Raw genomic sequence first — 20,611 nt, forward strand, 5'->3', positions numbered from 1 at the left:
AGGGTGCTGCTGACAGAGCCCACGCCCGGCCGGAGCGAATGCGGATGTATGCCGACCGCACTCAGTCCGGCAATCGAGCCATTTCCAGCAGGGTCAGGCCGAGGGAGTCGATCCGGGCGAGGATTCCTCGCATCGCGGTGCTGTCGGCGACTGGTCCGTACAGGGTCGTGGTCGCGCGCGCCGAGCGAGTGCTCGCCGCCAGTTCGGGGAAGGCCGCCAGCGCACGTTCGGACAGTTCGCCCTCGATGATGAACTGATATCGCATCGGCGCTGGCATCGGCTCGGTACCTCCCTCATGTCCTCGTGTGTGGTCGACTCCGAGCAACCTGCATTCAGCATGCGGCGACCACACCGCGGCCACATCATCCGATAGGGGTGAATCCCGCCGGATCCGCCGGCTACAGCAAGCCCAGCTGCCGGGCCTGCGCGATGGCGTCGGCACGGGACGTGGTGCCGAGTTTCTGGTAGATGCCGCGCAGGTGGGTTTTGACGGTGTTGATCGAGACGCCCATGTCCTTGGCGACGTTCTGCGAGGTCCGCCCGGAGGGCAGCTGACGCAGGACCGTCAGCTCGGTTTCGGTGAGATGCGGGGCGTCAGCCGAACGCCGCGCGCTCGGATGCGCGCGAATGATCTCCACCAAAGCATCGCAGTGCCCGAAACGGCCAGCGTTGGCGTCGAGCAACTCCACGGTGCCGGGTACGTCGAGGAACGGGCGAATGATCTGATCGGGTGCGGCCGCGGCGAGCGCGTTGTCGAGCGCCTCGTACTCCTTGGCGGGACGATCGAGCTGATGACAAGCCGATGCGCACAGCAGCCACGCGGTCACGGCGGTGTTGGTGTGCAGGGATTCCGAGTCCGCGAGCAGAGGCTCCAGCAGCGACATCGTGCTCGCCGGTTTGCGCTGGGATTCGGCCAGCGCCGCGGCGACCACCACGGTCTCCGGAGTATGCCCCAGTGCTGCCCTGCCGTGCTCGATCAGCCGTCGCGCAGCATCTTTCGCGTGAAGCTTCAGTTGAACCCACACCACGTGCACCAGAACCCTGCCGGTCGCTTCCGCCGGACGGGTCTGGTCGAGAAGCTGGTGCGCAGCACGATCGAGGTCTTCGGCTACGGCATGACGATCGCAGGCGGATTCGAAGGCGACGAGCCCGAACACGAGCCGCTCATGCCAGACCGCGGTCGGGATCAAGGTTTCCTGGAAGCCACGTGGCCGGACGGGTTCGACGCCGGAAAATGGCGACGGCTGCCCACACAGATAGGCCGCGCCTGCGACCATCACCCTGGCCTGCGCCACGTCGGGCAGCTCGGTCAGCCCATACTTTTCGGCGAGCGCCACCGCACGCATCGCCCGCTCGCGCATCGCTACGATCGAACCGGAGAGCCCCGCCGACATCGCCAACCGGGCGACCGCGAGAATTTCCAGCCGGGGCAGCGCGGCCTGTTCGGCCAGCGCCAGTGCGTGCAGTATCCCGGCCTCGCCATCTCGGACCTCGCCGCGCCGTGTCCGGTATGTCGCGGCCTGCAACACGATGAAACAGTCCAGGTCGACTTGTCCGGTAACCGGCGCCATTCGCAGGTGGCTGGTGTCGGGGACGATCCTGTCATCGTGTCCGGCTATATGCGCATCCACCGCGACAGCTGATGTCAACGGGAGCAGCCAGGCATGCGGAACTATCGCCGATTCGCCGCTGCCGCGGGCCGTGAGCAATCCGAGATAAGCCCCGACCTCCACGCTGTCGGCCCGGGACACCGCGTCGATGGATCGCAGTAGCCAGATGAACGGATCGTCGGCCAAGCCGTGTTCACTGACGAGCAGCTGGAACAGAGCCGGCCCCTCCCCGCCGAAGACGATCCGAGGGCCGTACTCGCGCAGGAAGTCGACCACCTGCGGACGGCCGGGCTCGGCCAGCAGATGAGGAAAGGCCTCCAGAGGCCGGCCGGCCGCCAACAGTGAGCGCGCGACCCTCTCGTGTAAACCGGCGACTTGGTGCGGATCACGTCGACGCAGCTCGGCCAGCAAGTACATGCGGACCATCGGATGATAGGAGTACCAGAGGTCACCATCACGGGATTTGTGATGAATGGGGAAGTTCATCCGCGCGAGATCTTCCAGGATCCGGGCCGCGTCCACGCCGCACAGATCATTGGCCATATCGACGGTGAAAGCGACCGGAATCGCGGTGCCGAGCACGAAATCCAAGGTCTGCGGCGGCAACAGACCGAAGACTTCGCCGACGAGGAAATCCGCGACCGCATGCGGCGTTCTTGCCAGGGCCGACAGTGCACCGTCTCGGGCATCCGCATGCCCGGTCAGGTAGATCGCCGCGATACGAACCAGTGCGGCCCAGCCACCGGTCAGCCGTTCTATCGTCTCGGTCTCGGCATCGGTGAGGCGGATGTCGTGCTGATCGAACAGTTCCGCAATCTGGCGAACGCCGAAGGTGAGCTCGGCGGCCCCGATTCGCACCAACCGTCCGGTGAGCGCCACGGCGTGCCAGCGCACCGGTGGGTCGAATCGGCCGACGACCACCAGCGTCAACGTGGCCGGGGTGTGCGCGACCAGGTACTCCACTCCGGCCAGGCTCAGCGGATCGGTCAGCAGATGTGCGTCGTCGATCACCAGCACGGCCGCTGTGCTGCGGGCACCCAGCTCCTCTACGAGCGCGACGGCGTGGCCGGTCGGATTGTCGATCCCACCGCGGCCCAGCGGTCCAGCGGACAGACCCAGCGACGCTCGGACCGCCGCCCACAGTGTTTCGGGGTCGCCGCCCATCCGCTCGGTAGCCGTGACCCAGCCGACCGCAAGTGTGGGGTCGCGGCGCAGGCGTTCCTCGATCCACGCCACCGCGAGCGCGGTCTTGCCGGTGCCCGCCGGTGCGCAGATCAGCGCGACCTTGCCGCCGCCACGAGCCAGGTCCAACGCATCGGTGGCAACGCCGAGCTGGATCGGCCGAAACGGCAGCGTCGGGACCACCGGGCCCACTACGCCATCTACGGCAAAAGCCTGGCTATCGACCGCGCCAGGCGTTGAAGACTGCGAAGCCGACACCGCGCCTCCTGGAGCTGCATCATCAACGAATCGTTGCCACTACGCCATTGCGTTGCAGTTCAAGTGAAACGTATCTGTTTGTTTGCCACTGAGTGTGCTTTGTAATGACTTTGTGGCATGGTTTTCATCCAAAATCCCGCACCCGGGTTCATCCGAAACGTGTGAGGCCGACGAGCCGCCCAGCTCATAGCGTCGATGCCGACCGGCCGATGCGCCGGCTGCCTTCAGGATCTCGACGACCAGAGGAGCACACGATGGCAGCGACCCTCACAGTGTGGAAGTTTCCGACCGCAACCGGAGCCGATACCGCGATCGACACGCTGAGCCGATTGCAATCCGAGGAACTGATCAAGGTCCATGACGCGGCCATGGTCAGCTGGCCCCAGGGCACCAAAAAGCCGCAGACGCGCCAGCTGCACCATCTGGCCGGTGTCGGTGCGCTCGGCGGCGCGTTCTGGGGCCTGCTGTTCGGCATCCTGTTCTTCATCCCGCTCATCGGCGCCGCCGTGGGTGCCGGGGTCGGCGCGATGGCCGGTTCGCTCTCCGATATCGGCATCGATGACAAGTTCATCGCCAAGCTCAAGGACCAGATCACCCCGGGGACCTCGGCGCTGTTCGTGCTGACCTCCGACGCGACCCTCGACCGTGTGCACGACGAATTCCACGGGCAGCACGCCGAACTCATCTCGACCAACCTGTCCCATGAGCAGGAAGCCCAGCTGCGCGAGGTCTTTGCCGACTGATCTTCGCTCGCCCGCCCCGCCGACCGAGAGAAGAGCAGAGCATGCGTGCGACCCGGGGATCCGAGAAGAAGCCGCGCCGAGCGTCCGAGCCACCGCCACCGGCCTCCGGAACCGTATGGGCGATTCCGCGCGGGCTCATCGTGCTGTTGACCATTGCGGGCGCCGTCGTGGCGATCGCCGGGATCAAGGCGTTCTCCGGGGTGCTCGGGCCACTGTTTCTTGCGTTGATGCTGACCGTGGCCGTGCAGCCCATCCAGTCGTGGGTGCAGCGTCGCGGCCTGCCCGTGTGGGCGGGGATGGTCGCGGCGCTGGTGGTGGTGTACCTGATCATCATCGGGCTGGTCGGTTCGCTGGTGGTGTCGGCGGCGCAGTTGGCCACGCAGCTGCCCGAATACACCGATCAAGTCAATGATCTGCTCGCGGGTGTCCGTAGCGCACTCGCGGACGCGGGGGTGAATTCCGAGCAGATCAACAACGTGCTCAGCGGTATCGACGTCGGCAAGCTGGTCCAGGTGATCGAGCAGGCATTGCAAAGCCTGCTCGGCATCCTGTCGAACCTGTTCTTCCTCCTGGCGCTGTTGTTGTTCATGGCGTTCGACGGGATGACCATGAACCGCAAAATGACGATCGTGGCTCGCGCACGGCCCGAAATCGCCTACGCCTTGGAGACCTTCGCCCACGGCACCCGCCAGTACCTCATCGTGTCGACGGTTTTCGGGCTGATCGTCGCGGTCATCGATGGTGGTGCCCTGTGGTTGATGGGTGTCCCGTTACCGGTGTTGTGGGCGTTGCTGTCGTTCATCACCAACTACATCCCGAATATCGGGTTCGTGATCGGCCTGATCCCGCCGGCGCTGCTCGCCCTGCTCGACAGCGGGCCAGCGCTCATGTTGTGGGTGATCGTCGTCTACTGCGTGATCAATTTCGTCATCCAGTCGATCATCCAGCCCAAATTCGTTGGCGACGCGGTCGGCTTGAGCGTGACGGTCACCTTCCTGTCGCTGGTGATCTGGACCTGGATCCTCGGCGCTCTCGGCGCTCTGCTGGCCATTCCGCTGACCCTGCTGGTGAAGGCGCTGCTGCTGGACATCGATCCGTCGTCGCGCTGGGCGAATGTCCTGATCAGCTCGGGTGCCGGTATGTCCGGCGACGGTCCTGGCGATGACGAGCCCGGCACCGTCGACCAGCCCGGACCTGGACCGGTCCCCTCCGGTTGAAGCTCACCATATTCACCCTGGACGGGTGAAGCGCGGGCGTCGCGCACCGGCGAATGTCGACCTACAACCGCTTCGCATGAAGGGATGAACGATGACGCACTCCTCCGAAACTGAAAGCCCGGTGCGGCAGGGCATCGCGGCGGGGACCTCGATCGGCGCCGCGATACTGCTGCTCACCGTTGGTGTGCTGTCGATCTTGCAGGGCATCTCGGCGGTCGCCGAGGACCAGCTGTTCGTAGTCGGCATCGAATACGTGTACGAATTCGATACCACCACCTGGGGCTGGATCCACATCGTCCTCGGGATCATCCTGGTGATCTGTGCGCTGGGGCTGATGACCGGAACCACCTGGGGCCGGGTCGCGGCGGTGGCCATCGCGGCTCTGTCGATCATCGCCAACTTCCTGTGGCTGCCCTACTATCCGGCGTGGTCGATCCTGATCATCGTGCTCGACGTCGTCGTGATCTGGGCCGTCACCACGTGGAACCCCAGCGAGATGTGACCTCGGCGAGCCCGCTCACCAGCGCACTGGCACGCCCGAGGTGCCGGTGAGCAGGCTCACACAGTGGATACGAGCCCGGCTGCCCGGTGAACGCATGCGCAAAAGCGATGTGCTCGCCGGGCTTTCCGGTGCGATCGGCAGCGTGCCCGACGGTATGGCGTCGGGACTGCTGGCCGGGGTCAACCCGGTGCACGGGCTGTACGCGTCCATGGCGGGGCGGGTATTCGGCGGGCTGACCACCAGCACCAAACTCATGGTCGTCACCACGACCAGCGCCTCGGCACTGGCCGCAGGTTCCGCGTTGGCGACGGTTCCGGTCGACGATCGGTCCGCGGCGATGGTGCTGCTCACTCTCGTCGCCGGCGCCGTGATGATCGTGGCGGCAGCACTCGAACTCGGCCGCTATACCCGATTCGTGTCGCATTCGGTGATGACCGGGTTCCTGTCGGGCGTGGCCGCGAACATCGCCTTCGGCCAGCTCGCCGGATTCACCGGCGCCTCGGCCGACGGTGACGTGGCCGTGACCAAGGCTGCCGACGTCGTGCTGCACCCAGGTCGTATCGATCTCGCCTCGTTGCTGATCGGAACGGTGACGGTGCTGCTCGTCGTCGGGTTGAGCCGGACTCGTTTCGGCATGCTGGGTTCGCTTGCCGCGCTCATCGTCTCGACCGCGATGCTGCCACTGTTCGGATTGGATTCGGTGGCACAGGTTTCCGACGTCGGTGACATCCCGCAGGGGATTCCCCTTCCGGCCCTGCCCGAGCTGTCGATGCTGACACCGTCGCTGATCAGCGGCGCCGCAGCGGTCGCGGTGATCGTGCTGGTGCAGGGCGTCGGGGTGGCCGAAGCCGCCCCGAATCGCGATGGCACCCGCTCAGAAATCAACCGGGATTTCACCGGACAGGGTGTCGGCAATGTCGCCTCGGGGTTCTTCGGTGGAATGCCGGTCGGCGGCTCCGTCGGGCAGACAGCACTGACAACCGTCGCGGGTGCGCGCACGCGCTGGGGCCCGATGTGGTCGGGACTGTGGATGGTGGTAATCCTCGTCGCGTTCGCCGGACTGGTCGGCCACGTGCCGATGCCGACGTTGTCCGCGGTGCTCATCGTCGCCGCGATCGGCTCGGTCGATCCGGCGCGGATCGTTGCGATCTGGCGCAGCGGGTCCACCTCCCGCATCGCCCTGGTGGCGACCTTCGTCTCCACCCTGCTCCTCCCGGTCACCGCGGCGGTCGCCGTCGGCGTCACGTTGTCGCTGCTGCTGCAACTCAATCAGGAAGCGGTGGATCTGAAGGTCGTCCAGCTGCGGGCCGAGAACGGCAGGCTGATCGAGGTGCCCGCACCGACAGCCCTGCGCAGTCGCGAGATCGTCATCCTCGACGTGTACGGCAGTCTGTTCTATGCCGGTGCCCGCACTCTTCAGGTGCGCCTGCCCGACCCCGGCGACGCCGAATCGCCGATGGTCGTCTTGCGGATGCGCGGGCGGACCACGCTCGGCGCGACCTTCTTCGTCGTGGTCAGCGATTACGCGCGGCGGCTCGATGCTGTCGGCGGACATCTCTACCTCAGTGGTATCGACGCACAGGTCCTCGCCTACTGGAATCAGGACCGATTACACCGTCAGGGTATTGCGCTGGACTTGTACCCAGCGACGGCCACCCTGGGGGAATCGACGCTCGCCGCGTACGCCGAGGCGCGGGTCCGGCTACGCGATCAGCCGGCGAGCTGAAGATCGATTTCACCCTCAACGTGTGACGAGCACTGCGCCCGGCGTCGTTAGGTTGACGCCATGGGCTCAGTCATCGGTGATCTGCTTCCCCTGGCCGTGGGTGTGGCGATCTCGCCGATCCCGATCGTGGCGGCCATCCTCATGTTGTTGTCCGCCAACGCCGCCAAGACCAGCACCGGGTTCGGGCTCGGGTGGGTGGTGGGGATCGTCGTCGTCACCGGCATCCTCGTCGCGTTGTCCGGGACGCTGAGCGACACCGGCGACGAGCAGCCCTCGACGGCCGCTTCATGGGTCAAGATCGTGCTCGGTGCGCTGCTGATTCTGCTCGCGGCCAAGCAGTGGCGCGACCGGGGTGATACCGAGGTGCCGGGTTGGATGCGTGCGATCGACCAACTCGGCTTCGTCAAGGCCGCGGGGCTCGGACTGCTGCTGTCCGCGGTGAATCCGAAGAACCTGCTGCTGTGCGTTTCCGCCGGTGTCGTCATCGGTACCGGCGGGCTTTCGGCGGGAGGAGACGTCGTCGCCATCGTGGTCTTCACCATCCTTGCTGCCTCCACCGTGATCGTTCCTGTGATCGGGTACGCGGTTGCTGCCGACAGGCTCCGGGGTGGGCTCGACGCGATGAAGGTGTGGCTGCAGGACAACAACCACATCGTCATGGCGATCGTCCTGCTGGTGATGGGTGCGGTTGTCGTCGGCAAGGGCATCGGTGGTCTGTAATGACCGTGCCCACAACCGAACGGCCGTGGCCGGTATTCGGTTCGCTGCAGCACTATCAGCGCGGCTGGCTGCGTGCGGACGTCGTCGCGGGGCTGACGGTGTGGGCGGTGCTGGTGCCCGAAGCGCTGGCCTACGCGTCGATCGCCGGAGTGCCGCCCGTGATCGGCCTGTACGCGGCGATCCCGGCGCTGGTGCTCTACGCCCTGGCCGGTAGCTCCCGCCACCTGGTGGTCGGGCCGATGTCGGCGACCGCGGCGTTGTCGGCGGCGATCATCGCGCCCTTGGCGGGCAGCGACGGCGGACGCTTCGTCGCGCTGTCGACCGCCCTTGCCCTCGCCACCGGCATCGTCGGGTTGATCGCGGGGCTGATCCGGTTGGGTTTCATCGCGTCGTTCATTTCCGAACCGGTGCTGAAAGGGTTCATCGTCGGTCTGGCGTTGACGATCATCATCGGCCAGGTGCCGAAACTGTTCGGCATCGAGAAGACACCGGGCAACTTCTTCGAACAAGCCTGGGGCGTCATACGTCATCTCGGCGACACCCAATGGCGCACACTGCTGATCGGCGCGTTGTCGCTCGCGATCGTCCTGGGGTGCAAACGCTGGTTGCCGTTGGTGCCGGGGTCGCTGCTGGCGGTGCTGCTCGGTATCGGCGCGGTCACCGTCTTCGGGCTCGACGAGAACGGTGTCGACATCGTCGGCCATATCGACTCGGGTCTGCCCGCGGTGGGCATGCCCGACGGAGTGGGTATCGGCGAGCTCATCGATCTGCTCGGTCCCGCGGTCGGGGTGCTGTTGATCGGATTCGCCGAAGGGCTCGGCGCCGCGAAAACGTATGCGGCCAAGGCTGGTTACCAGGTCGACGCGAATCGGGAACTGCTAGGCCTGGGTGCCGCCAACCTCGGGTCGGGGCTCAGCTCGGGCATGGTGGTCAACGGCAGTTTGTCCAAGACCGCCGTGAACGGCAGCGCAGGCGCGAAGACACAGTTGAGTGGTCTCGTCGTGGCGGTACTCGTCGTCGTGACGCTGCTGTTTCTCACGGGCCTGTTCGAGAACCTGCCCGAAGCGACGCTGGCCGGCGTGGTCATCGCCGCGGTCATCGAACTCGTCGACATCGACGCGCTGCGCCGGCTGTACCGGGTATGGACGACGCGGCTCGGCAGCATCTACGGGCACGCCGCCCGCGCCGATTTCGCGGCCGCCATCGCCGCCATGGCGGGCGTGCTGATCTTCGACACCCTGCCCGGTCTGATCATCGGCATCGGTGTCTCGATGCTGCTACTGCTGTACCGCGCCTCGCAACCTCATGTGGCCGGCCTGGCCAAGGACGGCACCCTGTGGGTCGACACCGATCGCCACCCCGAGCTCGAGCAACGACCGGACCTGCTCGTGGTACGGGTGGAGGCCGGCCTGTTCTTCGCCAACGCCGACTACGTCGAGCACCACATCGAGAGCATGTGCACCGACCGCACCCGATTGGTAATTCTCGACGCGGAGACCTCACCGTTCGTCGACGTCAGCGCGGCGTCGATGCTCGCCGAACTGCGTGACTCCCTGGCCCGGCGGCGCATAGACTTCGCGGTCGCCCGCGATATCGGGCAATTCCGCGACGCTCTCGGCCAGGCGGTATCACGCGATCGGCGGGTCCCGGTGTACCCGACGGTGGCCGCGGCTCTCGCCGATCTGGACCGCCGATGACGCCGCGACACAGTGCGACCCAGGAGGTCACCTTGGAGTCCTGGCGCGACAATCCGGCCCGCACGGCAATCGTCGAGTTCGTCGACCGGGTAGAACGCACAGGAGTTCCGGTCGCCGATCGGGTCGCTGTCTTCGACAACGACGGCACGCTGTGGACCGAGAAACCGATGCCGGTGCAGCTGGTGTTCCTGCTGTCGCGGTGGGCCAGGATGGCAGAGCAGAATCCGCGGCTGCTGGAGCGACAACCCTATGCCGCTGCGACCACCCACGACTACCGCTGGCTCGCCGAGGCCGTCGACAGGCATTACGCCGGAGACGATTCGGCCACCACCCAGCTGCTCGGAGCAGTCGCCGCAGCCACGGCGGGCTTGGACGTCGAGGCCTACACCGCGCACGCCAGGGAGTTTCTCGCCGCCGGCGTACATCCGGTGCTGCTGCGGCCTTTCGGTGAATGTGTCTACACCCCGATGCTGGAACTGATGCGGTATCTGGAGGCCCATGATTTCGCGGTCTATATCGTCTCCGGCGGCGACCGCGACTTCATGCGACCGGCCGGTGACATGTTCTACGGTGTGCCGCGCGAACGGGTCATCGGTTCCAGCCTCGGCCTCGAATACGGTGGTGGCGCTGTGCATTACAGCCCGAAGATGGCCTTCGTCGACGACGGCCCCGAGAAACCGGTGCGAATCTGGAGCCGCATCGGACGACGCCCTTTGCTCGCTGTAGGCAACTCCAACGGGGATGTGCCGATGCTCGAGCTCACCCGCGACGACGGTTTGCGGTTACTCATCCACCACGACGACAGCGACCGCGAATTCGCCTACGACGCGGGCGCCGAACACGCGCTGGCCGTAGCCGCCGAACACCGATGGCAGGTGGTGAGCGTGCACGACGACTGGGCGCGAGTTTTCCCCGACGAACCACGAGCGGGCGAAGTCGCCCCGGACGGGCACTCATCGGTGACGACGGAACAGGCGCAGAGGTGATGGGCGAACTGTTCGTGCTCCTGCTGCCGGAGATGATCGGTCTGGCCATCACCCCCGGGGCCGTCGCGGGCTGTGTACTGCTCCTGAACTCGCAGCGTCCGGTACGCAACGCGGTCGCTTTCGGGTCCGCGTTCCTGCTCGTCTACACCCAGATCGCCATCGCGGCGCTGCTCGGCGGTGCGACCGACCCGGGTGCCACGTCGAAATCGGTGTCGCACTGGGCAGGTTTGGTCGTGGGGCTGCTGTTCATTGCCGGCGGCGTGTTCCTGTTGGTTCGGCACAACCAGACGGCGCAAGGTCCACCGAAATGGCTCGCGCAGCTCGACAATGCCAGCACGCGAACGGCTTTCGCAATCGGTCTCGCGCTCGGCGTGATCAACCCCAATGTCTTCATCATGATCTCCGGGATGACCATCATCGCCAGCTCGTCGACCTCGATTCCGGTCGCCCTCACCGGTACGGTGCTGCTGCTGATCGCCGCTGCCCTCGATTTCGCCGTACCGATCGCGATCTATCAGCTGATGGGAGATCGCGCCAGGCAGGGCCTCGACGCCACCAAGGAGTGGATGGTCCGCAATACCCGGATGATGACGATCGCGGTCCTGTTCGGCTTCGGTGCACTCTTCACGGTCCGTGGTCTGGTCAACCTCGCCTGAGCGCCACGTCGCATCGACACCCGCGAAGCCGTGGCCGGACGGTCGATCGCACCTGCGCCGACGACTTCTGTGGAACATGTGGGCGGCGACCCGGGAATCCTGAAGACTGGAGGTGACCACACACCTCATCGAGAGGAACCGGGATGAAGCCCTCCATCGCCGTCATCGGCAGCGGCTTCGGTGGCCTGGCCGCCGTCATCGAATTGAAGAAACAGGGCTTCGACGACATCGTCGTGTTCGAAAAGGGCTCCGACGTGGGTGGGGTGTGGCGGGAGAACACCTATCCGGGGGCGGCCTGCGATATACCGTCGCCGTTCTACTCGTTCTCCTTCGAGCCGAACCCGCGTTGGCCGCATCGGTTCTCCCGGCAGCCTGCGATCCTGGACTACATGCGGCAGGTCGCCGACAAATACGACGTGCGCCGCCATATCCGGTTCGGCGTCGAGGTGCACGCTGCCGAATTCGACGAGACGACCGGACAGTGGACGGTGCGGCTGAGCACCGGCGACCCCGTCATCGTCGATGTACTGGTGTCGGCCGTCGGTCAGCTGGCGCGGCCGGCGTTGCCGGAGATCGCGGGCCGGGAGCGGTTCGCCGGTCCCAGTTTCCATTCGGCCCAGTGGCGCCACGATATCGACCTGACGGGCAAACGGGTCGCGGTGATCGGCACCGGTGCCAGTGCGATCCAATTCGTGCCCGAGATTCAGCAGCAGGTCGAGCAGCTGACCGTCTTCCAGCGAAGCGCGCCCTATATCGTTCCGCGGCCGGACCGCGAGTTCACGCCGTTGCATCACAAGGTCTTCGAGAAGGCGCCGGTGACCGAACTCGGCGAGCGGGTGACCTGGTACGGCGTGGTCGAAGGGCTCAGCCTCGCCTGGGTCTACGCCAAACCGCTGGCCGCCGCCATCAGGGCGGTCTCCAAATGGCATATGCGCAGGCAAACCAAGGCGAAGCCGGGACTGTTCGAGAAGGTGTGGCCCGACTATCCGGTGGGCTGTAAGCGGATCCTGTTCTCCGATGACTATCTGCCCGCCCTGGCCGAACCGAACGTCGAGCTGTGCACCGAGCGGATCGGTGAGGTCACCGAAACAGGTGTGCGGACCACCGACGGGACCGAGCACGAGGCGGACGTGATCATCTGGGGCACCGGCTTCGCCGCCACCGAATTTCTCGCCCCGATGACGATCACCGGCGAAGCGGGCCGTGACCTGCACGAGCAGTGGAAGGACGGGGCGCGCGCCTACTACGGCATGACGGTTCCCGGCTTCCCCAACCTGTTCATCATGTACGGACCCAACACCAACACCGGTGGCGGATCGATCATCTATTTCCTCGAGGCGCAGGCGAAATACCTCGGCCGCTATGTCGCGCACATGGTCGGCGTCGGCGCCCCGCTGGATGTGCGCCCCGAGGTCGAGCAGGCGTTCGACGAGCGGATCCAGGCGAAGCTCAACGGCAGTGTGTGGAGCCGGTGTTCCTCGTGGTATCGCCAGCCCGACGGCAGGATCACCACCAACTGGCCCTCGCTCGGGATCGAGTACAAGGCGCAGGCGAAGTTCGATCCGGCGGACTTCGACGTCGTCGTCTCTTGATCGTTGCGACGCACAGTTCAGTCGATAGTCCCGGTGAGGATCGGGGCGACGGCCGCGCGGGCGAGGCGCTCCATCGCGACCGGATCGGCGATATCAACGACGAGGCTCGGGGCGGCGAGGTAGCCGATCATGAGGTGGATGAGTGCGTCGGCCTGGGCGTCGGGATCACGGACGGGGATCTTTCCAGCGGCTTGCGCTGCGGCGATATTGGCTCGAACCGCCTTGAAGCCCAGCGCGATCGGGGACGGATCACCATGACTCAGCGCCTGGAGGAGTTCGGCCCGGCGCACCGGATCGGAATCGCGGAACAGGATGTGGTCGCCGAGGCGCAGGCCGGTGATGAAGCCGAGGACCACCTGTTCGGTGGGGTCGGTGACGACGGTGAAGCGTTCGGCCAGATCGTCGAGGATGCGGCCCATATCGCGGGCCAGCGCACGCTCGAAGAGCTGGTCTTTGCTGGTGTAGCGGCGGAACAGGGTGGTGCGGCCGACGCCGGATTCGGCGGCGATGTCGTCCATGGTGGCTTCACGGGTGCCGCGGCGGGCCAGTACCCGCAATGCGGCGTCGAGGACCTTCGCATCGGTGTCGTCGCCGCCGGGCACGGCGCCGAGCACCTGCGTCATCGCGCGGCTGAGCAGGCTCGGCAGAGGCGCACCCGGTCTTGTCACAGCACCAATATTGACATGCGGAACTACTAACCGTCTAATAGTCCCACGGAACTATTGACCGGTAGATAGTTCCATATCGGCGAGACAAGGTGGTGTCCGACGTGAGTCGAGTTCCCCGCGCGCTGAAGCAAGCGCGTAACCAGGTGCGGGCAGTGCGGCAGCTCGCCGACGCCGTCGCCGGCAATCCGCGCATCCTGTGGGATATCGCCGCGGGGGCGCTCGGTCGCTCGGAATCGACGGCTGCGCAGGCGATCGCCGACGCGGACCACACGCCGCCCGCAGGCCTTGCGGAATTCGGCAAGCGTGCACACGCCGCCAAACACCTCGCAGTTCCCGCGGAAACGGTTGCGGCGTTCCTGACCGATCCAGGTCGCTTCGCCGACTGGCTGACCATGCATGCCGCGTTCCGCGGCGAGGCGCCGAACGGGGCGTATGCGGGGCTGGAGTTCGTCCAGCAAGTCAAATTCATGGGTATCCCGGCAGATATCGCCTGGACGATCGCTTCGGCCGAGGACACCGCGATCGAGCTGCGCGGTCGCGGGCCGATGGGCCTGACGCTCGGGTTCTGGTTGACGGTGTACCCCGACGGCGAGGGTTCGCTCGCGTGCTTCGACGCGGGACTGTCCGGCCAGCCGGTCGAGGGGCCGCTGGGCGCATCGCTGGTGCGCACTCTGGCCGAAGCCCTGCGGAGTTCGCTGGATCGCGTACCGGAGCAGTTGGCCGGCGCCGGGTCTCTGTCCGGGCGAAGCGCGGCGCGGAAACCCGTACTGCACAGAGCTTCCGGTCGAACGCTTGCTCCGAATACTCCGGTGCTCGTCGGTGCGGGACAGTTCGTTTCCCGCACGCCGGATAGCGCCGCCGACCCGGCCGTACTTGCGGCGCGCGCACTTCGGCGGGCAGCTGCGGACGCCGGTACCGACGAAGAACTGCTCGCTTCGACTGATGCCGTCTTCGCGGTGGCCAGCGCATCCTGGCAGTACCGGGACCTGGGCGCGCTGGTCGCGGATGCGGTCGGCGCCGAGACCGTGGATACCGTCCAGTCATCGATGTACGGCGGCGACGGCGGCCAACTTCTGATCAACGAAGCGGCGCAAGCCATTTCCGACGGCACCTATGAGATGGTGCTGGTCACCGGCGCCGAGGCGGGTGCGACCCTGGCTGCCGCGCAGCGCTCGGGTACCGATGTCGCCTGGCCGGAGCAGGGACCCGAGGTCGAGCCGACGCGCACGGCAGGCATCGACCGCGAAGCGAATAATGCCGCCGAGACCGCTGTCGGGCTGGGTGCACCGATCTACATGTACTCGCTCATGGAATCGGCCAATCGACACCGCCTCGGGCATGAACCGAAGCAGCACCTGCGTGCGGTCGGCGAGTTGTGGTCGCGGATGTCGACCATCGGCGCCCACAATCAGAACGCCTGGCTGCCTCAGGAATTCACCCCGACCGAGCTGACCACCCCCACAGCCGACAACCGAATGGTCTCGGCTCCCTACACCAAACTGCTGTGTGCCAACCTCCAGGTCGATATGGCCGCGGGGCTGATCCTGTGCAGCGCCGCCGCGGCCGAAGCCGCGGGAATCCCGCAGGACAGGTGGGTTTTCGTACATGCGGGAGCGTCCGCGCACGACGAATGGTTCGTCTCCGAACGGGCAGAGTTGGCTGCCTCCCCTGCCATCCACACCATCGGCGCGGCAGCACTCGAGCATGCCGGTATCGGTATCGATCAGGTCGGCCCGGTCGACCTGTACTCCTGTTTCCCGGTGGCGGTACAGATCGCCGCTCGTGAATTGGGTTTGCCGGTCGATGATCCGAACCGGCCACTGTCGGTCACCGGCGGTCTGACTTTCGGCGGCGGGCCCGGCAACAACTACGGCACCCACGCTGTCGCCACGATGGTCGCGCAACTGCGTGCGAATCCTGACACGTTCGGGCTGAGCACTTCGCTCGGCTGGTACGTCACCAAGCACGCGATCGGCATCTACTCGGCCACCCCACCGCAGCAGACGTACACACATCTGCGCCCGATCGTCGACAATCCGCCCTCGCGTCCGGTCCGTCAGGGCTACACCGGGCCGGCCGTGGTCGAGGCATACACGTTGCCCTACGACCGGGACGGCAAGCCCGAAGCCGCAATCCTGAGCCTGATCACGCCCGACGGTGCCCGAGTGCTGGTGCGCAGCACCGAGCCGACAGTGCTCGACACGCTGGAGGATGCCGACGCACTCGGGCTACCGGTAGACCTTCGGGGCGACGAGCTCGTCATCGACGGTGAACGGCGGGTCGAGTTGCCCGCGCCTCCCCCGCCTCCGGTACTCGTCGAACGCCGCGGCCCGATCATGATCATCACTTTGAACCGGCCGCAGGTTCGCAATGCGGTGAACCATGCCATGGCGGTCGGACTGGAACGCGCCTGCGATGCCTTCGAGGCCGATCCTCACCTCCGAGTCGCGATCCTGACCGGCGCGGACGGCTATTTCAGCTCCGGCATGGACCTCAAAGCCATGGCGAATGGAGAAGCGCCATTGACCGAAGGCCGTGGCGCGCTGGGGCTTACCGGCAAGCCGCCGCGTAAACCGCTCATCGCTGCCGTCGAGGGCCCCGCACTGGCCGGCGGTTGCGAGCTCGCGTTGGCGGCGGACCTGATCGTGGCAGCAAGCGATTCCCAGTTCGGTATTCCCGAGCCCAAGCGCGGTCTGATCGCGGCCGCAGGCGGCGTGATGCGGCTGCGGGAGCGGTTGCCACGCAATATCGCGATGGAACTCGCGCTCACCGGCGATCCCATGCAGGCCACCCGGCTGGCCGAACTCGGGCTCGTCAACAAGCTCGCCGAACCCGGTCACGCGCTAGAGGCTGCCCTCGCGCTGGCCGAACGGATCGCCGTCAATGCCCCGCTGAGCCTGATCGGTAGCAAACGGATTGTCGAGGAAGCCGGCGACTGGAGCACCGGGGAAGCGTTCGACAAGCAATACGACATTGCTTCCACCGCACTGTTCTCCGACGATGCCACCGAGGGCGTGCGGGCCTTCACCGAGAAACGCGACCCGATCTGGAAGGGCCGATGACGCCGGCCTCGCTCAAGCCTCGAACAGCAGGTAGAGCCCGGTAAAGGTGAAGCCGACCATGGTCAGCATGAGTGCCAGCTGACCGGTCAGCCGGTGCCGAGGCGGCAGCAGGCGCAGACAGCGGTCGTGGGCGGCGGCGACACCGAGGATGTGGCCGACGAGGACGGCGAGGACCTTGATGGTGGCCAGCACGGACGGGTGGTTGGACAGGACGTACTGCACGTCGAGATCGGCCAGGCCCGCAATGTTCCAGCCACGCTGGAAAGGGTCGGCGCACAGGATCAGCGTCGCCTGACCTTTCTCCACCAAGAACGTCAGATAGTGGGCGATGATGTAGCCGGCCACGATCGGAGTGAGACTGTGCGCGAGCTGAATCGGTAGCGACGACCGTTTTTCGTGGGTGAGGCCGCCGGTCGCACGGGTTGCCAGGATGAAGACACCGCCGACCACCGCGATGAATCCGAGCAGACCGGCAGTGCGCAGTAGTGTGGCGATCAGCGTGGAGTCGCCGCCCGCCTCGACGAGCAGATCACGCCAGCTGGTGAACATTGAAAAGCTGTCGAACGCAGTCGATCCCAGCAAGTTGGCGGCCACCGCGACCGATCCGAGCAGCGCGGGGGTACCCGCCAGATTGTTCAGCGGCCACCGCAGCACCAGCGTCCGGTCTCGCCCGCGTGCCAGTGGGCTCAACCTGGCCAGCAGGCTGCTGTACACCTCGAGCGGGTCACCGCGCTCGGCCCATACGGTACCGAAGGCAATCAGCCCCGCCGTGTTCACCAGCAGGTATCCGGTGAACCAGGTCGTTACCGCGAACACCGAACCCGGTTCGGGGAACGCCAATTCCAGCCAGACGAAACTGAACAGTCCTACAGCGGCAGGCCGATTGCCCCACGATTCCGGATAGCGGAACGTTCCCTCCCCGGGTGCGCGACCGGATGCCCGGCACAGCAGGCGATGCAGCGCCCGCGTCGGCGACACCATCTTCCACACCGGGCCGACGACCAGCGACACCACCGGGACTCCTACCCAGATGAAGATGTAGACGATGCCGGGCGCCGGATTCTCCGCCGGATCCTGGGATCCCGCGAACCCGACTGCCACCACGCCGACCGCACCGATCAGCCCGGCCGCGGCGAACAACGACCGCGTCGGCGACGAGTCGATCACGGCTCGCGCCGAGCGCGGCAACGCAGCACCGGGCGAATCCGGATCCAACCGCGGTTCCCGCCACGCGAACGCCAGCACCGCGAAGGAGAACGTCAACGCCCATGCCGCGCCGATCAGCGCATAGGACAACGGGATCGGCAGATCGGTCGCGCCGGAGATCCCATGCGCGAGCACATCGGTCACGGGCGAACGTCCACCGTGGCCACCGTGCGATGGGACCCGTGCAGTTCGATCTCGACACGACCGGGAACCTCGACGGTGAAACTGAACCGCTGATCCGCTTCCGGAAGGACCGCGAATGTGTGCTCCGGCGTGGCGTGCACGTGGAGTTCCTCGGCAGTGTCACTGTCGACGACCAATTCGATTGATTGGTCCACCGTCGCATCCAGCCTGGCATTCACGGGCGTTACCGAGCCGTCGGCGATACGCACCTCGATGACCACGGCATCCGCCTCTGTCGAACCCGAGGCCTGGGCTGGCGTCGTCTGTGCAGGCGTGGCCTCCTCGGAGGTTGAGCAGCCGAGTGCGATGGCGCCGACTCCGAGCACCAACGCGCAGTAGCGCCACTTGCGGGTCATCGAGGCTCCTCGTCGCTATTCGAATGTTGTTGTTTCTGCCCGGCTTCCAGATCGGTTTCGCGCTTTTCGGCGCGGCGATCTCGCACCGCGATGAACACGATGATCCCGACCACGATGAATGCAGGCAGAAAGGCGGGGACCGCCAGCAGGACGGAGTGATCGGCGAGCACGTCCACCCGGTCGACGGCCGCGATCATCCTCCGCTCACCGAACTCGTCTGCGGGGCGGCCGTCAGATAGCGGTCATTGATCCTGGCCGCACCCCACGACAGTGCGCCGATGAGAATCAGGCTGCACACCAGCACCAGCAGCGAGGCGGCGCCGAACAGCCAAGCGGGATGGTCGAAGGATCGCTCGCGCTGCAAGACGGTGATCTCGGCGACGAATTCGCGCGTGAACTCCGGTGGCGCGGCGACCGCGGCCGCACCGATACCGGCGTCCTCGGGCATGAAGATCGGCAACGCGGTCTGCATCCGCCCGTCCTGCACGCGCAGCACGGTCTTCCAACTACCGTGCGCAGGCACGGGTTCGGTGGACTCGTAATGGCCTTCGCCGATGCGCCGCAGCTGGTCGACGACAAGGCCACGCCCCGGGCTGTCGGAACCGACACCACCCTGCCAGGCAAGGATCTGCACCCACTCGGGGTCCTCGCCGACCAGGTCGGCCGGGGTGAACCGTACGTCCGCGGTGACCATGCGCCCACCGTCGACGGGCTCGGCATCACGCAACGTCACGGTCGCGGTCGCATCGTCGGGTACGCGGCTGATCAGGCCGTTGGTGGCGGTTGCGGCAACAATCGCCACTGCGGCGACGACCAGTGCGCGGCGCACCGGCGGTCGCGGCAGCGGCTCACCACGCAGTACGAGCCCGAACAGCGCGCCGACGACACCGCCCGCCACGCCCGTCGGGATAGTCATCGCGAGCAGTTCCGGCCACATCGCTGTGGGCCAAGGATCGACGAAAACTGCCGAGACCCAGAGCGATTCCAGCCAGATGCCGACGGTGGCCACGGCGAATCCCGCCAGCGCTCCCCACCAGATCGGCCGCTTGGCCAGCGGCAGCAGGGCCATCAGCTCCACGACGACCGCAGCGCCGAGGTAGAGCGGGAACACATTGCGCGGCGCATCGATGATCGGGCCGCCGACGAGGAAGGCGACCACCCCGCGCACAACGGCCGCGAAGGCGACCACGACAAGGGTGCTGAATGCGCCGAGCGTCGCCCGGGCCGCGACCAGAGTGACAGTCGCGGCCGCGACAATCAGCATCGGCTGCAGGACCAGCCGGAACTGCTCGACGCCGAAATCGAATTCGACCTGGAATACCGACAATCCGATGATCAACCCGCCGAAGGCGAACGTGCGCATCAACCAGATGAGCCAACCGTCGGGACGTTCCGGATCGGGTCGGTTGCGCCCGCCTTCGAATTCCAGCAATAGCACACCGACCAGCGACAGGCCCGCGCCGCCGATCAGCATCAGGTGCGTCGGCCCCCACAGGGTGACGTCCTGTCCGAACAGTCGGTGCCAGATGTCGTCGAGCGGAAACCCGATGAGCGCGTACAGCCCGGCGCCCGCGATGAGGATGCCACCGACCGGCGCGTACCAGGTGCGGGTGATCCGCACCGCGGCCACGCCGGGTTTACCGTCCAGCGGCAGCACCATCGCCAGCATTCCCGCGGTGAACAGGAAGAACAGGCCCGCGAGAATGAAGTAGTGCGCGGGGTTGGCCAGCGGCCCTTCGTCACGGCCGTTGCCGACGTGCAGGCTGACATCCCAGATGAAGCCGAGCAACGCGGTGAGAATCGTGGCCAGGAACATCACGATGGGCAGCGCCACCCAACCGGGCCGGTTGACGACGGCGCCGACCCGATCGGCCAGCGCGCCGAGCCAGGTGATGCGGCGGGTGCGGTGCAGATAGCCCACCCATAGCAGCACCAATGCGATGACACCCGCGGAGCCGGTCATGACGGCGACCTGATCGAGCGCCGCACCACCACCTTCGGCACCTGGTGCGGCCAGTCCCCCTGCCACTTCGTGAATCGCGCCGGACACGAAGACCTCCAACTGCAATGAGTTTACACTCGTCTCATCTGAATGTTACGGACAGTACTACATAAATGCCATGGCTGGCGCCGCTCCGTCATCACGCAGTTCGCCCACAGTTTTCGCCGGCTCCGACTGCCATACTCGATCCGAATCATCACCATCGATCAGCGCACGATCGGCACACTTCAGAGCACAATCGTTCA

General features: G+C 66.2%; 17 protein-coding genes. 10 read left to right on the plus strand and 7 right to left on the minus strand.

Annotated features, from left to right (window positions below; all coding sequences use genetic code 11):
• Nucleotides 1-61: 61 nt before the first annotated feature.
• On the minus strand, nt 62-277 hold the full coding sequence (locus ACFXNW_RS22410; RefSeq protein ID WP_379419677.1) for a hypothetical protein: 216 nt from the start codon (nt 275-277) through the stop codon (nt 62-64).
• 121 nt (nt 278-398) lie between these two features.
• Entirely contained in the window at nt 399-2,984 is a 2,586-nt protein-coding gene (locus ACFXNW_RS22415) for a LuxR C-terminal-related transcriptional regulator (RefSeq protein WP_379419678.1), read from the minus strand.
• 320 nt (nt 2,985-3,304) lie between these two features.
• Between ACFXNW_RS22415 and ACFXNW_RS22420 the strand changes: the two genes are divergently transcribed.
• The 9 genes from ACFXNW_RS22420 to ACFXNW_RS22460 all read left to right on the plus strand — a co-directional run bounded on the left by ACFXNW_RS22420 (nt 3,305) and on the right by ACFXNW_RS22460 (nt 12,889).
• Complete coding sequence (locus ACFXNW_RS22420) at nt 3,305-3,793, plus strand: DUF1269 domain-containing protein (protein ID WP_379419679.1); 489 nt, start codon at nt 3,305-3,307, stop codon at nt 3,791-3,793.
• Between the two features lie 41 nt (nt 3,794-3,834).
• A complete protein-coding gene (locus ACFXNW_RS22425) occupies nt 3,835-5,010 on the plus strand; it encodes an AI-2E family transporter (protein ID WP_379419681.1) in 1,176 nt (391 codons plus the stop codon).
• 91 nt (nt 5,011-5,101) lie between these two features.
• A complete protein-coding gene (locus ACFXNW_RS22430; protein ID WP_379419682.1) occupies nt 5,102-5,512 on the plus strand; it encodes a hypothetical protein in 411 nt (136 codons plus the stop codon).
• A gap of 46 nt (nt 5,513-5,558) precedes the next feature.
• Nucleotides 5,559-7,238, plus strand: coding sequence for a SulP family inorganic anion transporter (locus tag ACFXNW_RS22435; protein ID WP_379419683.1), 1,680 nt, complete (start codon nt 5,559-5,561; stop codon nt 7,236-7,238).
• 60 nt (nt 7,239-7,298) lie between these two features.
• Nucleotides 7,299-7,958 carry a GAP family protein gene (locus ACFXNW_RS22440; protein WP_379419684.1) on the plus strand — a complete coding sequence of 220 codons (660 nt, stop codon included), beginning with the start codon at nt 7,299-7,301 and terminating at the stop codon, nt 7,956-7,958.
• Nucleotides 7,958-9,655 carry a SulP family inorganic anion transporter gene (locus ACFXNW_RS22445; RefSeq protein WP_379419685.1) on the plus strand — a complete coding sequence of 566 codons (1,698 nt, stop codon included), beginning with the start codon at nt 7,958-7,960 and terminating at the stop codon, nt 9,653-9,655. Before ACFXNW_RS22440 ends, ACFXNW_RS22445 begins: the two co-directional genes overlap by 1 nt.
• Entirely contained in the window at nt 9,652-10,641 is a 990-nt protein-coding gene (locus ACFXNW_RS22450) for an HAD family hydrolase (RefSeq protein ID WP_379419686.1), read from the plus strand. Before ACFXNW_RS22445 ends, ACFXNW_RS22450 begins: the two co-directional genes overlap by 4 nt.
• On the plus strand, nt 10,641-11,297 hold the full coding sequence (locus ACFXNW_RS22455) for a GAP family protein (RefSeq protein WP_379419687.1): 657 nt from the start codon (nt 10,641-10,643) through the stop codon (nt 11,295-11,297). Before ACFXNW_RS22450 ends, ACFXNW_RS22455 begins: the two co-directional genes overlap by 1 nt.
• A gap of 143 nt (nt 11,298-11,440) precedes the next feature.
• Nucleotides 11,441-12,889 (plus strand): flavin-containing monooxygenase, encoded by a 1,449-nt coding sequence (locus ACFXNW_RS22460; RefSeq protein ID WP_379419688.1) that lies wholly within the window; start codon nt 11,441-11,443, stop codon nt 12,887-12,889.
• A 17-nt stretch (nt 12,890-12,906) separates the two neighbouring features.
• Here ACFXNW_RS22460 and ACFXNW_RS22465 read toward each other — a convergent pair whose 3' ends face one another.
• Nucleotides 12,907-13,557 carry a TetR/AcrR family transcriptional regulator gene (locus ACFXNW_RS22465; protein ID WP_379419689.1) on the minus strand — a complete coding sequence of 217 codons (651 nt, stop codon included), beginning with the start codon at nt 13,555-13,557 and terminating at the stop codon, nt 12,907-12,909.
• A 101-nt stretch (nt 13,558-13,658) separates the two neighbouring features.
• Between ACFXNW_RS22465 and ACFXNW_RS22470 the strand changes: the two genes are divergently transcribed.
• Nucleotides 13,659-16,619, plus strand: coding sequence for a crotonase/enoyl-CoA hydratase family protein (locus tag ACFXNW_RS22470; protein ID WP_379419691.1), 2,961 nt, complete (start codon nt 13,659-13,661; stop codon nt 16,617-16,619).
• Nucleotides 16,620-16,631: 12 nt separating this feature from the next.
• Here the strand turns inward: ACFXNW_RS22470 and ACFXNW_RS22475 are convergent, their stop codons facing one another.
• The 4 genes from ACFXNW_RS22475 to ACFXNW_RS22490 are packed head-to-tail and all read right to left on the minus strand — an operon-like array spanning nt 16,632 to nt 20,327.
• Nucleotides 16,632-17,969, minus strand: a complete 1,338-nt coding sequence (locus tag ACFXNW_RS22475; protein WP_379419692.1) for a hypothetical protein — start codon at nt 17,967-17,969, stop codon at nt 16,632-16,634.
• Entirely contained in the window at nt 17,966-18,364 is a 399-nt protein-coding gene (locus ACFXNW_RS22480) for a hypothetical protein (RefSeq protein ID WP_379419693.1), read from the minus strand. The genes ACFXNW_RS22475 and ACFXNW_RS22480 overlap by 4 nt, the downstream gene beginning before the upstream one ends.
• Nucleotides 18,361-18,561, minus strand: a complete 201-nt coding sequence (locus tag ACFXNW_RS22485; RefSeq protein ID WP_379419694.1) for a hypothetical protein — start codon at nt 18,559-18,561, stop codon at nt 18,361-18,363. The genes ACFXNW_RS22480 and ACFXNW_RS22485 overlap by 4 nt, the downstream gene beginning before the upstream one ends.
• Nucleotides 18,558-20,327: a hypothetical protein gene (locus tag ACFXNW_RS22490; RefSeq protein WP_379419774.1), complete on the minus strand. Its 1,770-nt coding sequence runs from the start codon at nt 20,325-20,327 to the stop codon at nt 18,558-18,560. Before ACFXNW_RS22490 ends, ACFXNW_RS22485 begins: the two co-directional genes overlap by 4 nt.
• Between the last annotated feature and the right edge of the window lie 284 nt (nt 20,328-20,611).

Source organism: Nocardia sp. NPDC059180 (genome assembly GCF_042754945.1).
Taxonomy (GTDB): domain Bacteria; phylum Actinomycetota; class Actinomycetes; order Mycobacteriales; family Mycobacteriaceae; genus Nocardia.

Coding starts and splice junctions, on each gene's coding strand:
- ACFXNW_RS22410 (WP_379419677.1), bottom strand. CDS start 277: ATGCCAGCGCCGATGCGATATCAGTTCATCATCGAGGGCGAACTGTCC.
- ACFXNW_RS22420 (WP_379419679.1), top strand. CDS start 3,305: ATGGCAGCGACCCTCACAGTGTGGAAGTTTCCGACCGCAACCGGAGCC.
- ACFXNW_RS22425 (WP_379419681.1), top strand. CDS start 3,835: ATGCGTGCGACCCGGGGATCCGAGAAGAAGCCGCGCCGAGCGTCCGAG.
- ACFXNW_RS22430 (WP_379419682.1), top strand. CDS start 5,102: ATGACGCACTCCTCCGAAACTGAAAGCCCGGTGCGGCAGGGCATCGCG.
- ACFXNW_RS22440 (WP_379419684.1), top strand. CDS start 7,299: ATGGGCTCAGTCATCGGTGATCTGCTTCCCCTGGCCGTGGGTGTGGCG.
- ACFXNW_RS22445 (WP_379419685.1), top strand. CDS start 7,958: ATGACCGTGCCCACAACCGAACGGCCGTGGCCGGTATTCGGTTCGCTG.
- ACFXNW_RS22450 (WP_379419686.1), top strand. CDS start 9,652: ATGACGCCGCGACACAGTGCGACCCAGGAGGTCACCTTGGAGTCCTGG.
- ACFXNW_RS22455 (WP_379419687.1), top strand. CDS start 10,641: ATGGGCGAACTGTTCGTGCTCCTGCTGCCGGAGATGATCGGTCTGGCC.
- ACFXNW_RS22460 (WP_379419688.1), top strand. CDS start 11,441: ATGAAGCCCTCCATCGCCGTCATCGGCAGCGGCTTCGGTGGCCTGGCC.
- ACFXNW_RS22480 (WP_379419693.1), bottom strand. CDS start 18,364: ATGACCCGCAAGTGGCGCTACTGCGCGTTGGTGCTCGGAGTCGGCGCC.
- ACFXNW_RS22485 (WP_379419694.1), bottom strand. CDS start 18,561: ATGATCGCGGCCGTCGACCGGGTGGACGTGCTCGCCGATCACTCCGTC.
- ACFXNW_RS22490 (WP_379419774.1), bottom strand. CDS start 20,327: ATGACCGGCTCCGCGGGTGTCATCGCATTGGTGCTGCTATGGGTGGGC.